Origin of the sequence: Enterobacter sp. CPE_E863 (assembly GCF_046521465.1) — a bacterium.
GTDB classification, from domain to species: domain Bacteria; phylum Pseudomonadota; class Gammaproteobacteria; order Enterobacterales; family Enterobacteriaceae; genus Enterobacter; species Enterobacter adelaidei.
This window is the reverse complement of sequence record NZ_JBKFZX010000001.1, coordinates 1,078,835-1,092,843: the sequence shown is the minus strand read 5'-3', so window position 1 is coordinate 1,092,843 and position 14,009 is coordinate 1,078,835. Positions and strand designations below refer to the sequence as shown.

Here is a 14,009-nt window from a genome sequence, read left to right as displayed (position 1 = left end):
AGGTAGATAATGAAACAGTTTACAGAAGCACAGATTGCCGCTGCAAAAGCCCGGGTAACGCCGGAGATCCTTCGCCGCCTGGAGGAAAACAACCGCGACGTCCTTAACCACGACACGCTGGTTCCGCAAACGGGCTGCGCCACCTGGAACCACTATTTTTACTGCCCGGAACACAGCGTGCGGCTGTTCTGGGACCGGAAATCGCCCAATAAGCACCGTTGCCCGGTTGATGGAGCCGTCTTTACCGGTGAACCTTACTATGGTGCCTGGTGGCGCTGGCTTAACGGGCTCAATGCTAAAGCGTGCTATGAGCTGGGCATCCTCTGGCTGCTAACGGACGATAATAAATACCTCAATAAAATTACCGATATCCTGATGCAGTACGCAAAATACTACCCTGACTACGAAGAACACGGCGGTATTCCTTATAACGGTCCCGGTAAAGCCAACGCGCAGACGCTGTGTGAAGCCAACTGTCATGCCGATTTTGCCCGTGGATTCGATATCGTCAGCGCCGCGCTGACGACAGAACAGTATGAGTATATTTCCCGACGCCTGCTGCGCAGCGGAGCCGATTTTCTGATGCAGCACCGTAGCAATCAAATCCACAACCACGAGGTGAAGATCAGCGCGACCATCGGCATTATCGGCGCGATTCTCGACGACGATCGCTATCTGACGTTTGCCGTTAACAGCCCTTACGGCCTGCGGTATCAGCTGGAACATGCCCTGCTGCCCGGCGGCTTATGGTTCGAAGGTTCGCTGCATTACCACTATTACGCGCTTGAGGCGTTCATGGGCTTTGAGAAATTCGCCCAACATGGTCCGTTCAGCCTGCTGGATAAGCCCTGGTATACGAACATGCTGTCGCTGCCATTGGCGCTGCTGATGCCGAATATGACCCTGCCTAAAGTAAACGACTGCGTGAACGGCCAGGAGAGACTCGGCCACGCCGATATCTATGAATTTGCGTTCAACTATTATGGCAACCCGCAATATGGCGAGCTGTTAGCCTGGCTATACACCGCTGGACCGCGCGACAACATTGATGCCCTTTTCTATGGGCAACCGCTGCCGGCGCAGGCGTTAAGCGCCCCGGAGGGTAATGAGCATAATCCTGACGCCGGATTTACGATAATCCGCAACGCGCCAGGCCGCGCCGTATGCATTAAACATGGCCCTTATGGCGGCGAGCACGATCACTACGACAGACTCAACCTTATCGTCTTCAATAACTACAGCGCGCTGTTCCCCGATCTGGGCACAACCGGCTATGGCGCACCGCTGCACTATGGCTACTACAAAAATACGTTTTCGCACAATACGCTGTGCGTCAACGGACTCAACCAGCCCCCTGCACTACCCAAGGTTCTCGATTACCAGCAGCAGGAGGGAGAATCGCGGCTGATCGCCGAAGTGGACTGGTGCAGCGCCGCTGTGTTACCCGACAGCAAAACTCACGTGGAGTGGGATGATGAGTCCTACCGGGATATCGTTTTTCGCCGTAGCATCGTCGTGACGGAAAACCTGCTGATTGATAAATGGGACGTCGATAATCCTCACTACCAGTGCGTCGATGCGGTTTACCACATCAACGCCTCAACAACACCGACGGCGCCACAGAATGGCGTCCGGATCTGCTACCCCTACGTTAAGCAGGCAACTGAACAGCCGCTGAAGGGTAAAATGGAGGTTCACTTCCAGGCCGACGCCCCGGTTTCTGTCACCTGCTTTTCGACCAACAATACGGCGTTAATCAAAGCTCAGGGACCGAATAACCCTTCGACATCGATGATCGACTACCTGCTATTACGCAGCCGAGATAAGCGCATTTCCTTCGTGTTTGTCACAGATTTCACGGGCACCGGGAAAGTCGATATCGTGAAGAGCGACGATACAATAACCGTGATTGACATGACGTTAAACCGCACATACCGCCTCTGACAGCTCGGTCAGAAGTCACTCATTCACTATACAACTGAGGTAATACGATGTTTGTTTTTCACAATCAGACCCAGCTGGAAGAGGCTGGGAATGGCGTAACCCGCCGGATCCTCGCCCATGCCGGCAATATGATGGCGGTTGAAGTACATTTCGCGCAGGGTGCCATCGGCCCCATGCACAGCCATCCCCACGAGCAGTTGACGTATGTTCTCTCCGGTGAGTTTGAATTTACCATTGGCGACGAAACGCATATCGTCAGAGCAGGCGATACGCTGTACAAACAACCCAATGTTATGCACGGCTGCGTCTGTCACAAGGCGGGAACCCTGCTGGATACCTTTACGCCGATACGTGAGGATTTTCTGCAATAAAAAAAGGCCGCTTTACAGCGGCCAACCATGTCGAAACGGACATTTTTTTATTTCAACGCTCTCCTTGCAGAGAGCAGAGAGGATTTACTTAATGATGGATTTCAGTGCTTCGCCGATATCCGCCAGGCTGCGAACGGTTTTCACGCCTGCGGCTTCCAGCGCTGCGAATTTCTCATCAGCCGTACCTTTACCACCCGCGATAATCGCACCTGCGTGACCCATACGCTTGCCTTTCGGCGCAGTCACACCCGCGATGTAACCGACAACCGGCTTGGTCACGTGTTCTTTGATGTAAGCAGCCGCTTCTTCTTCAGCGCTACCACCGATCTCACCGATCATCACGATCGCTTCGGTCTGTGGATCTTCCTGGAACAGCTTCAGGATGTCGATGAAGTTAGAGCCCGGGATCGGGTCACCGCCGATGCCCACACAGGTGGACTGGCCGAAGCCGTAATCGGTGGTCTGTTTGACCGCTTCATAGGTCAGCGTACCGGAGCGGGAAACGATACCCACTTTGCCCGGCTTGTGAATGTGGCCTGGCATGATACCGATTTTGCATTCGCCTGGAGTGATAACGCCTGGGCAGTTCGGGCCGATCATACGCACGCCAGCTTCATCCAGCTTAACCTTCACGGTCAGCATATCCAGCGTCGGGATGCCTTCAGTGATGGTGATGATCAGTTTAATACCTGCATCGATCGCTTCCAGAATGGAGTCTTTGCAGAACGGTGCCGGAACGTAGATGACGGTCGCGGTTGCGCCAGTGGCTTCTACGGCTTCACGCACGGTGTTAAACACCGGCAGACCCAGGTGCGTAGTACCGCCTTTACCTGGCGTTACGCCGCCAACCATTTGCGTACCGTAGGCAATCGCCTGTTCGGAGTGGAAAGTCCCCTGGCTACCGGTGAAGCCCTGGCAGATAACCTTGGTATCTTTATTAATTAAAACGGACATTATTTCCCCTCCACTGCGGCAACAACCTGCTGAGCTGCATCCGTCAGACTTTTCGCTGCAATAATATTCAGGCCGCTGTCAGCCAGTTTTTTCGCGCCGAGTTCAGCGTTGTTACCTTCCAGACGCACAACCACCGGAACGTTAACACCCACTTCTTCCACTGCACCGATGATACCGTCGGCGATCAGGTCACAACGCACGATACCGCCGAAGATGTTAACCAGAACGGCCTTCACGTTGTCGTCAGACAGGATGATTTTGAACGCTTCGGTTACGCGCTCTTTGGTTGCGCCACCGCCTACGTCGAGGAAGTTTGCTGGCTCACCGCCGTGCAGCTTAACGATGTCCATGGTACCCATTGCCAGGCCCGCACCGTTAACCATGCAGCCGATGTTGCCATCCAGCGCCACATAGTTCAGTTCCCACTGTGCAGCCTGCGCTTCACGCGGGTCTTCCTGAGACTGGTCACGCATTTCGCGCAGATCCGGCTGGCGGAACAGTGCGTTGCCGTCAGCGCCCAGTTTACCGTCGAGGCAGATCAGATCGCCCTGAGTGGTGATCACCAGCGGGTTGATCTCGATCAGCGCCAGGTCACGCTCCAGGAAGATGGTCGCCAGACCCATGAAGATCTTGGTGAACTGTTGAACCAGTTTACCTTCCAGACCCAGTTTGAACGCCAGCTCACGACCCTGGTAAGGCATTGGGCCTGCCAGCGGATCGATAGCCACTTTGTGGATCAGATGAGGGGTTTCTTCTGCCACTTTTTCGATTTCCACGCCGCCTTCGGTAGACGCCATGAACACCACGCGACGGGAACTACGGTCAACAACCGCACCCAGGTACAGTTCTTTCGCGATGTCGGTCGCGGCTTCTACCAGGATCTGGTTAACCGGCTGGCCGTTCGCATCTGTCTGGTAGGTCACCAGACGCTTGCCGAGCCAATGTTCAGCAAACGCACGAATCTCTTCTTTGCTCTTAACAACCTTCACACCGCCCGCTTTACCACGGCCACCAGCGTGAACCTGACACTTAACTACCCAAGGGCCGGAACCGATTTTAGATGCGGCTTCTTCTGCTTCACGCGGGGTAGTACAGGCATAACCCACCGGAGCCGGTAAGCCATACCGGGCAAACAGCTGTTTGGCCTGATATTCATGTAAGTTCATGTGTTCTATCCATCCTTCAGGTAATCGTTAGGTCGTGCTTTTATAGGCCCGGCAGCTATATGCCGCCGGGCAAGACTGCAAACTAGACGTCGAGCAGCAGACGCGTTGGATCTTCCAGCAGCTCTTTAATCGCCACCAGGAAGCCAACGGACTCGCGGCCATCGATCAGACGGTGATCGTAAGACAGTGCCAGGTACATCATCGGCAGGATCTCAACTTTACCGTCTACCGCCATAGGACGATCTTTAATGGCATGCATACCCAGGATCGCGCTCTGCGGCGGGTTAATGATTGGGGTAGACATCAGCGAACCGAATACGCCGCCGTTGGTAATGGTGAAGTTACCGCCGGTCAGGTCATCTACGGTCAGCTTGCCGTCGCGGCCTTTCACAGCCAGCTCTTTAATATTTTTCTCGATATCAGCCATACCCAGGGTATCCACGTCACGCAGTACTGGGGTCACCAGGCCACGCGGAGTAGATACCGCCATGCTGACGTCGAAGTAGTTGTGGTAAACCACGTCATCACCGTCGATGGACGCGTTCACTTCCGGGTAGCGTTTCAGCGCTTCAACCACCGCTTTCACGTAGAAGGACATAAAGCCCAGACGGATACCGTGACGTTTTTCAAACGCGTCACCGTACTGCTTACGCAGGTCCATGATTGGCTTCATGTTCACTTCGTTGAAGGTGGTCAGCATCGCGGTGGAGTTTTTCGCTTCCAGCAGACGCTCAGCCACACGCTTACGCAGGCGAGTCATTGGCACACGTTTTTCGCTGCGGGCACCCAGAGCAGGCTGCGCTGCTGGCGCTGCCGCAGGGGCTTTTGCTTCTGCTTTCGCAGGCGCTTTCGCCAGGTGCTTCTCGATATCTTCGCGGGTCAGACGACCACCCACACCGGTGCCTTTAATAGCAGCCGCATCCAGGTTGTGCTCAGCCAGCAGGCGACGAATCGCCGGGCTGAGCGCATCGTTGGTCTGCTCTTCCAGAGAAGCCTGCTGGCGTTGAGCCGGCGTAGAGGCTTTCTCTTCAGATTTCGCGCTGGACTCTTTGCCCGCGCTGTTGCCTTCGCGCAGGCGACCCAGGATCTGACGAGAGGTTACGGTTGTGCCTTCATCTTCCAGCACAGCATCCAGAACACCATCCGCCGAAGCCGGTACTTCCAGTACCACTTTGTCAGTTTCGATTTCTACCAGCACTTCATCGCGCTTAACGGCATCGCCTGGTTTTTTGTGCCAGGTAGCGACGGTCGCATCTGCTACAGATTCAGGCAGGTCGGGAACAAGAATATCTACGCTACTCATTATGTATCCTTTAATTAATCGACGTTCAGCGCGTCATTGACCAGATCTTGTTGCTGCTTCTGGTGAACGGACATATACCCTACCGCCGGTGAGGCGGAGGCCGGGCGACCTGCATAACGCAGGGCTGACCCAAATGGAATCACTTCACGGAAATGATGCTGGCTGCAGTACCATGCGCCCTGGTTGAGCGGCTCTTCCTGGCACCAGACAAAATCATGTACGTGAGCGTAAGGTTTCAGCGCTTCCTGCACCGCCTGGTGCGGGAACGGATAAAGCTGTTCGATACGCACGATGGCGACATCTTTCTGATCGTTCTTACGGCGCTGTTCCAGCAGGTCGTAATAAACCTTACCAGAACACATCACCACACGCTTCACAGCCTGCGGATCCAGTTCATCAATCTCACCGATGGCTGGCAGGAAGGTGCCATTCGCCAGTTCGTCCAGGCTGGACACGGCCAGCGGATGACGCAGCAGGGATTTCGGCGACATCACCACCAGCGGACGGCGCATACCGCGCAGCGCCTGACGACGCAGCATGTGGTACACCTGAGCCGGGGTGGACGGCACGCAGACCTGCATATTCTGCTCAGCGCAGAGCTGCAGATAACGTTCCAGACGCGCGGAGGAGTGCTCCGGCCCCTGGCCTTCATAGCCGTGCGGCAGCAGCATCACCAGGCCACACATACGGCCCCATTTCTGCTCGCCGGAGGAGATGAACTGGTCGATCACAACCTGCGCACCGTTGGCGAAGTCACCGAACTGCGCTTCCCAGATAGTCAGGGGGCGAGGTTCTGCGGTGGCGTAACCGTATTCGAATGCCAGCACCGCTTCTTCAGACAGCACGGAGTCCCAGACCTTGAACTGGCCCTGACCGTTGTGCACGTGCTGCAGCGGAGTGTAGGTTGAACCGTTGGACTGGTTGTGAACAACTGCGTGACGGTGGAAGAAGGTGCCACGGCCCGCATCTTCACCGGACAGACGAACAGGAATACCCTCGTCAACCAGCGTTGCGTAAGCCAGGGTTTCCGCGCCACCCCAGTCAAACAGCTTCTCGCCTGCTGCCATGGACTGACGGTCAGCGTAGATTTTCTGCACGCGAGACTGCATCTCAATGGCGTCAGGCACAGTGCTGATGCGTTTAGCCAGCTCCTGCAGGCGCTTCATTTCGACCTTGTTCGGGTAGCTCTCATCCCACTCGTGGTTGAGGTACGGCGACCAGGTAAAGGAGTGCATGTTCATTGGGCGCAGCTCTTTCACCACGCATTCACCCGCATCCAGCGCGTCGCGGTAGAGGTTGACCATTTCGGTCGCATCTTCCAGCGTCGCCACTTTGTCGCTCTCCAGCTTGTCAGCATAGATTTTGCGCGGGGTCGGGTGTTTTTTGATTTTCTGGTACATCAGCGGCTGGGTTGCACTTGGCTCATCCGCTTCGTTGTGGCCGTGACGACGGTAGCAGAAGAGGTCAATGAACACATCGCGCTTGAAGGTGTTACGGAAGTCCAGCGCCAGACGGGTAACAAAAGCAACGGCTTCCGGGTCATCCGCGTTAACGTGGAAGATCGGCGCCTGTACCATTTTACCGATGTCGGTGCAGTACGGGGTAGAACGTGCATCCAGCGGGTTAGAGGTGGTGAAGCCCACCTGGTTGTTAATCACGATGCGAACGGTACCGCCCACTTCGTAACCACGCGCTTTGGACATGTTCAGGGTTTCCTGAACCACGCCCTGCCCTGTTACCGCCGCATCACCGTGGATGGTGATTGGCAGTACTTTATTGCTGCTAGGCTCGTCCAGACGATCCAGACGCGCACGCACGGAACCGATAACCACCGGGCTGACGATTTCCAGGTGCGACGGGTTAAACGCCAGCGCCAGGTGAACCAGACCACCTTCGGTTTCGATATCAGACGAGAAGCCCATGTGGTACTTCACGTCGCCGGTGCCGAGGTGTTCTTTATGTTTGCCCGCGAATTCGTCGAACAGATCCTGCGGTTTTTTACCCAGCACGTTGACCAGTACGTTCAGACGACCACGGTGCGCCATGCCCAGCACCACTTCACGGGTGCCGCTCTTGCCGGCGTGACGAATCAGCTCTTTCAGCATCGGCACCAGCGCATCACCGCCTTCCAGCGAGAAGCGTTTTGCGCCCGGGAATTTCGCGCCAAGATAGCGCTCAAGACCCTCGGCAGCGGTCAGTTCGTTCAGGAAGCGTTTTTTCTCGTCAGCCGAGAAGGTCGCGTGGCCCGCTACGGATTCGATACGCTGCTGGATCCAGCGTTTCTCTTCGGTAGAGGTAATGTGCATGTATTCCGCGCCGATGGAGCCGCAGTAGGTTTGCTTGAGCGCGTCAATCAGATCGCCCAGCTTCATCGTGTCTTTGCCGATGGCAAAGGAACCTACGTTAAAGCTTTCCTGGAAATCGGCCTCGGTCAGATCGTGATACGCCGGATCGAGATCCGCCACACGGTCTTGCTGCCACAGTCCCAGCGGATCGAGATTCGCATGCTGGTGACCACGGAAGCGATAAGCGTTGATAAGCTGCAGGACTTTAACCTGCTTCGCATTGGTGTCAGGGTCGGAAATCGCAGAAGAGTAACGTGAGGCATCCTTCGCCAGACGACGGAAATAATCACGTGTTTTGGAATGGAATTGATCCGGTTTGACTCCCGTGCCAGGCAACTGCTGGAACATGGAACGCCAGTTTGCGTCCACTGAGTCAGGATCGGTTAAGAAGTCTTCATAGAGCTGTTCTATCCAGCTCTGGTTGGCACCAGAGAGGTAAGAAGAGTCCAGCCAGGCTTTCATTGCGCCGTTCTGCATCGTGATCCCTTAAGCATTTTTATGCTTACTTTCGCCGTAGAAACTACCACGCACACCACGTGTACGTGCCGGGGTTCACCTGCGAGCTCTTTTCATTTGGCCCGCGAAGGAACCTTTAGAAACTGTCTGGACTTCAGGGTAGTACAGGGCAGTTTTTAAAGGTTTCTGCAATCTGTCCCCTCTCCCACGGGGAGAGGGTCAGGGTGAGGGGAACAGCGCTCCCCTCTCACTACTTACGCACTGCGCTGCAACAACATCGACTTAATATGGCCGATGGCGCGCGTCGGGTTCAGCCCCTTCGGACACACACTGACGCAGTTCATGATGCTATGGCAGCGGAATACGCTGAAAGCGTCACTCAGTCCTTCCAGACGGCTATCGGTTTCGGTGTCGCGGCTATCGATCAGGAAGCGATAGGCAGCCAGCAGACCCGCCGGGCCGATAAACTTGTCCGGGTTCCACCAGAACGATGGGCAGGACGTCGAACAACATGCACAGAGAATACACTCGTACAGCCCATCGAGTTTTTCACGCTGCTCAGGAGACTGTAAGTGCTCGCGAGCGGGCGGATTTTGCCCATTATTCAACAAGTAAGGCTTAATCTTCTCATATTGTGCATAGAATTGCCCCATGTCCACCACCAAATCACGCACGACCGGCAGGCCAGGCAGAGGACGGATAACAATTTTCTGACCTGGACGCTGCAACGCGGAAATTGGCGTGATGCAGGCCAGGCCATTTTTGCCGTTCATGTTCACGCCGTCAGAGCCACACACCCCTTCACGGCAGGAACGACGAAACGACAGCGTCGGATCTTTTTCTTTCAGCTGGATTAAGGCATCCAGCAGCATCATGTCACGACCTTCTTCCGCTTCCAGGGTGTAATCCTGCATACGCGGAGCATCATCAACATCCGGGTTATAACGATAAACTGAGAATTCGAGTTTCATTATCCTGTCTCCGCATTAGTAAGTACGAATCTTCGGCGGGAACGCCGGACGCAGTTTCGGTTCCATGTTCACCTGACGGCGCGTCATGGTTTCCGATTCTGGCAGATACAGGGAATGGCACAGCCAGTTTTCATCGTCACGCTCCGGGAAGTCGAAGCGGCTATGCGCGCCACGGCTTTCGGTACGGAAGTTTGCCGACATCGCGGTGGCAAATGCAGTTTCCATCAGGTTATCCAGCTCCAGGCACTCAACGCGCTGGGTGTTGAACTCGCTGGAAGTGTCGTCCAAACGGGCATTTTTCAGACGCTCGCGGATCGCTTTCAGCTGCTCAAGACCTTTGGCCATCGCGTCACCTTCACGGAATACCGAGAAGTTGTGCTGCATACATTCCTGAAGCGCTTTACGGATTTCCACCGGATCTTCGCCGTTACGGTTGCCGTTCCAGCGGTTGAGGCGCTCAAGAGAGGCACCAATTTCGTCGTCGGTCGCGTCACGCAGGTCGCCCTGCTCGGCAATGGATTCCTGCAGATGCAGACCCACCGCACGACCAAACACCACCAGGTCCAGCAGGGAGTTGCCGCCCAGACGGTTGGCACCGTGTACGGATACGCAGGCGATTTCACCTACTGCGAACAGGCCAGGGATGACCACGTCTTCGCCCTGCTCGTTCACGGTCAGCGCCTGACCGGTCACTTTGGTCGGAATACCGCCCATCATATAGTGGCAGGTTGGGATTACCGGAATTGGCTCTTTTACAGGGTCAACGTGAGCGAAGGTACGGGACAGTTCCAGGATGCCTGGCAGACGGGACTCCAGTACTTCTTTACCCAGATGGTCGAGTTTCAGCTTGGCGTGTGGACCCCATGGGCCGTCGCAGCCGCGGCCTTCACGGATTTCGATCATGATGGAGCGCGCCACCACGTCACGACCCGCCAGGTCTTTCGCATTCGGGGCGTAACGCTCCATGAAGCGCTCGCCGTGTTTATTCAGCAGATAACCACCTTCACCGCGGCAGCCTTCTGTTACCAGAACGCCCGCACCAGCGATACCGGTTGGGTGGAACTGCCACATCTCCATATCCTGCACCGGCACGCCCGCGCGGATAGCCATACCGACGCCGTCACCGGTGTTGATGTGGGCGTTAGTGGTGGACTGATAGATACGGCCTGCACCGCCGGTTGCCAGCACGGTTGCACGTGCTTTGAAGTAGACCACTTCACCGGTTTCGATGCACAGCGCGGTACAACCCACAATTGCGCCATCGGCGTTTTTCACCAGATCCAGCGCGTACCACTCGGAGAAGATGGTGGTGTGGTTTTTCAGGTTCTGCTGGTACAGGGTGTGCAGCAGCGCGTGGCCGGTACGGTCAGCCGCCGCCGCAGTACGTGCCGCCTGCTCGCCGCCGAAGTTTTTCGACTGGCCGCCAAACGGACGCTGATAGATGGTGCCATTTTCCAGACGGGAGAACGGCAGACCCATATGGTCCAGCTCCAGAATCGCTTCCGGGCCAGTCTTACACATATATTCGATGGCATCCTGGTCGCCGATGTAGTCGGAACCTTTTACCGTGTCGTACATGTGCCATTCCCAGTTATCTTCATGGGAGTTACCCAGCGCAACGGTGATACCGCCCTGCGCAGACACAGTGTGGGAACGGGTTGGGAATACTTTTGAGAGCAGCGCACAGGTCTGGCCGCTCTGGGAAATTTGCAGTGCGGCACGCATACCTGCGCCACCCGCACCAATCACGACAGCATCAAATTCTCTGACTGGCAGTTTCATTACACACCCCACACCACAACGAATCCATAAATAACGTAAACCACCAGAGCAACGACGATTGCCAGCTGCAGAGGAAGGCGAATAGCCAGTGGTTTAACGTAATCGGTCAACACCTGCCACATGCCAATCCAGGCATGAATAAGGATGGAGAACAGCGCCAGCAGGGTGAACACTTTGGTGAAGGCAGATCCGAAAAACCCACTCCAGATTTCCCACGTCAGCGTGCCGCTGGTCGCGAAGAAACCGATCATATAGATAATGTAAAGGGTGAGAACGATAGCGGTAGCACGGACCAGAATGAAGTCATGTACGCCGTTGCGTCCTAATGCGGAGGCGTTGCTTACCATACGAGAACTCCTGCGAGAAGTGAAAGCACGACTGTAATCACAAATGAAATGTTAGCGGAGCGTTTCCCGGCTTCGAAGGTTTCTTCCAGGTAGCCAAAGTCCATCAGCATATGGCGAACACCCACCACAACGTGGTACGCCAGCGCGGTCAGAATGCCCCACATGATAAATTTCACGAAGAAGCTGTTCATGATGGCAGAGGCCTGGAGGAATCCTTCAGGAGAAGAGAGGCTGGTGCCCAGTAACCACAGCAGAATACCGACCGCCACAAACGTAATCACACCAGAAACGCGGTGCAAAATGGACGCTATTGCTGTTACAGGGAACCGGATCGTTTTGAGATCCAGATTGACAGGTCTTTGTTTTTTCACATTTCTTATCATGAATAACGCCCACATGCTGTTCTTATTGTTTCCTTCCTCCGGACTGCGATGCGGGTCAAGCAGCGTTCCTTTTCTATAACTGCGCGTCATGCAAAACATTGCTTCCAGATGCTTAAACGACACGTTACAACGCTGGGTGGCTCGGGATTGCAGGGTGTTCCGGAGACCTGGCGGCAGTATAGGCCGTTCACAAAATCATTACAATTAACCTACATACAGTTTGTCGGGTTTTCTCTGGAACAGTGATCAGGGTCACGATAACAACATCTTTTTAAATTTTAATCATCTGATTTGACAAATGTTAAACAATATTGTTACAAACGTCAGCAGAAAAGGCATATAATGCGCAAAAGTTATGAGGTCTCTCTTTCACCTGACAAATAGTTATGTAACAGTGTGATGGTATTGACCGAAGTTATCAGGACAGTTATTAGTGATATACAGGTTTGAATAATTCGGACTGCAAAAACGCTGATTTGCTGTTGTTTCACTGATATTTCATTCGTTTACCTGCAAGGCGCCATAGCTCTGTACCCTGGTTTGTCCTCGTGAGCTGAGCGGTAAGCCAAATAACAATCTGGTAACGGTGATTAACAGCTGAAAGCAAATCCGGTAAAGCGCAGTCTTAAGCATAAGGCGCTAAGGAGACCGTAAATGGCTGATACGAAGGCAACGCTCACCCTAAATGGTGACACTGCTATTGAACTGGATGTGCTAAAAGGCACGCTCGGTCAGGATGTTATTGATATCCGTACGCTGGGTTCTAAAGGAGTTTTCACCTTTGACCCTGGATTCACCTCTACCGCATCTTGCGAATCCAAAATCACCTACATTGACGGTGACGAAGGTATCCTGCTCCATCGCGGCTTCCCCATCGATCAATTAGCCACTGAATCCAACTACCTGGAAGTGTGCTACATCCTGCTGAACGGCGAAAAACCGACGCAGGCACAATACGATGAATTCAAAACCACCGTGACCCGTCACACCATGATCCATGAACAGATTACTCGTCTGTTCCATGCGTTCCGTCGTGACTCTCACCCGATGGCGGTGATGTGCGGGATTACCGGTGCGCTGGCGGCGTTCTACCACGATTCTCTGGACGTGAATAACCCACGCCACCGTGATATCGCGGCGTTCCGTCTGCTGTCCAAAATGCCAACCATGGCAGCGATGTGCTACAAATACTCCATCGGTCAGCCGTTTGTGTATCCACGTAACGACCTCTCCTATGCCGGCAACTTCCTGCGCATGATGTTCTCCACGCCGTGCGAAGAGTACGAAGTGAACCCGGTTCTGGAACGCGCGATGGACCGTATTCTGATCCTGCACGCTGACCACGAACAGAACGCCTCTACCTCCACCGTACGTACCGCAGGCTCTTCAGGCGCGAACCCGTTTGCCTGTATCGCTGCGGGCATCGCCTCCCTGTGGGGACCGGCGCACGGCGGCGCGAACGAAGCGGCGCTGAAGATGCTGGAAGAGATCAGCTCTGTGGAACACATTCCTGAGTTCGTGCGTCGCGCGAAAGACAAGAATGACTCCTTCCGCCTGATGGGCTTTGGTCACCGTGTTTACAAAAACTACGACCCACGCGCCACCGTGATGCGTGAGACCTGCCACGAAGTGCTTAAAGAGCTGGGCACCAAAGATGATCTGCTGGAAGTGGCGATGGAGCTGGAACACATCGCGCTGAACGACCCGTACTTCATCGAGAAGAAACTCTACCCGAACGTCGATTTCTACTCCGGTATCATCCTGAAAGCGATGGGTATTCCGTCTTCCATGTTCACCGTGATCTTCGCTATGGCGCGTACCGTCGGCTGGATTGCGCACTGGAACGAAATGCACAGCGAAGGCATGAAAATCGCCCGTCCTCGTCAGCTGTATACCGGCTACGAGCAGCGTGATTTTAAGTCCGATCTGAAGCGCTAAAAGACAAGCCCGGTGGCGCTAACGCTTACCGGGCATACAAGTGCGAAAC

General features: G+C 54.7%; 11 protein-coding genes. 3 read left to right on the top strand and 8 right to left on the bottom strand.

Translation table 11 applies throughout. The annotated features are described in order from the left end of the window. The first annotated feature begins 9 nt into the window (after positions 1 to 9). Positions 10 to 1,944 (top strand): heparinase II/III family protein, encoded by a 1,935-nt coding sequence (locus tag ACLHV8_RS05275; protein WP_208593823.1) that lies wholly within the window; start codon positions 10 to 12, stop codon positions 1,942 to 1,944. A 47-nt stretch (positions 1,945 to 1,991) separates the two neighbouring features. After that, on the top strand, positions 1,992 to 2,315 hold the full coding sequence (locus ACLHV8_RS05270) for a cupin domain-containing protein (protein WP_208593824.1): 324 nt from the start codon (positions 1,992 to 1,994) through the stop codon (positions 2,313 to 2,315). A gap of 84 nt (positions 2,316 to 2,399) precedes the next feature. On the opposite strand, the gene sucD is transcribed toward ACLHV8_RS05270, so the two are convergent. The 8 genes from sucD to sdhC form a co-directional block, all read right to left on the bottom strand. Continuing rightward, the gene (sucD, locus tag ACLHV8_RS05265; RefSeq protein WP_008501094.1) at positions 2,400 to 3,269 is read right to left on the bottom strand and encodes a succinate--CoA ligase subunit alpha; all 870 of its coding nucleotides are present in this window, start codon (positions 3,267 to 3,269) and stop codon (positions 2,400 to 2,402) included. Beyond that, a complete protein-coding gene (gene sucC, locus ACLHV8_RS05260; RefSeq protein WP_006809579.1) occupies positions 3,269 to 4,435 on the bottom strand; it encodes an ADP-forming succinate--CoA ligase subunit beta in 1,167 nt (388 codons plus the stop codon). Before sucC ends, sucD begins: the two co-directional genes overlap by 1 nt. Before the next feature lie 82 nt (positions 4,436 to 4,517). After that, positions 4,518 to 5,738 carry a 2-oxoglutarate dehydrogenase complex dihydrolipoyllysine-residue succinyltransferase gene (odhB, locus tag ACLHV8_RS05255; RefSeq protein ID WP_028019435.1) on the bottom strand — a complete coding sequence of 407 codons (1,221 nt, stop codon included), beginning with the start codon at positions 5,736 to 5,738 and terminating at the stop codon, positions 4,518 to 4,520. Between the two features lie 14 nt (positions 5,739 to 5,752). Next, positions 5,753 to 8,560, bottom strand: a complete 2,808-nt coding sequence (gene sucA, locus ACLHV8_RS05250) for a 2-oxoglutarate dehydrogenase E1 component (protein WP_410376824.1) — start codon at positions 8,558 to 8,560, stop codon at positions 5,753 to 5,755. A gap of 233 nt (positions 8,561 to 8,793) precedes the next feature. Next, a complete protein-coding gene (gene sdhB / locus ACLHV8_RS05245) occupies positions 8,794 to 9,510 on the bottom strand; it encodes a succinate dehydrogenase iron-sulfur subunit SdhB (RefSeq protein WP_008501090.1) in 717 nt (238 codons plus the stop codon). A gap of 15 nt (positions 9,511 to 9,525) precedes the next feature. After that, on the bottom strand, positions 9,526 to 11,292 hold the full coding sequence (gene sdhA, locus ACLHV8_RS05240) for a succinate dehydrogenase flavoprotein subunit (RefSeq protein ID WP_128347818.1): 1,767 nt from the start codon (positions 11,290 to 11,292) through the stop codon (positions 9,526 to 9,528). Further along, positions 11,292 to 11,639, bottom strand: coding sequence for a succinate dehydrogenase membrane anchor subunit (sdhD, locus tag ACLHV8_RS05235; RefSeq protein WP_008501088.1), 348 nt, complete (start codon positions 11,637 to 11,639; stop codon positions 11,292 to 11,294). The genes sdhA and sdhD overlap by 1 nt, the downstream gene beginning before the upstream one ends. After that, the gene (sdhC, locus tag ACLHV8_RS05230) at positions 11,633 to 12,037 is read right to left on the bottom strand and encodes a succinate dehydrogenase cytochrome b556 subunit (RefSeq protein WP_020684965.1); all 405 of its coding nucleotides are present in this window, start codon (positions 12,035 to 12,037) and stop codon (positions 11,633 to 11,635) included. The genes sdhD and sdhC overlap by 7 nt, the downstream gene beginning before the upstream one ends. Before the next feature lie 639 nt (positions 12,038 to 12,676). On the opposite strand from sdhC, the gene ACLHV8_RS05225 reads away from it, so the two are divergent. Beyond that, positions 12,677 to 13,960, top strand: coding sequence for a citrate synthase (locus ACLHV8_RS05225; protein ID WP_028019438.1), 1,284 nt, complete (start codon positions 12,677 to 12,679; stop codon positions 13,958 to 13,960). Positions 13,961 to 14,009: the final 49 nt, after the last annotated feature.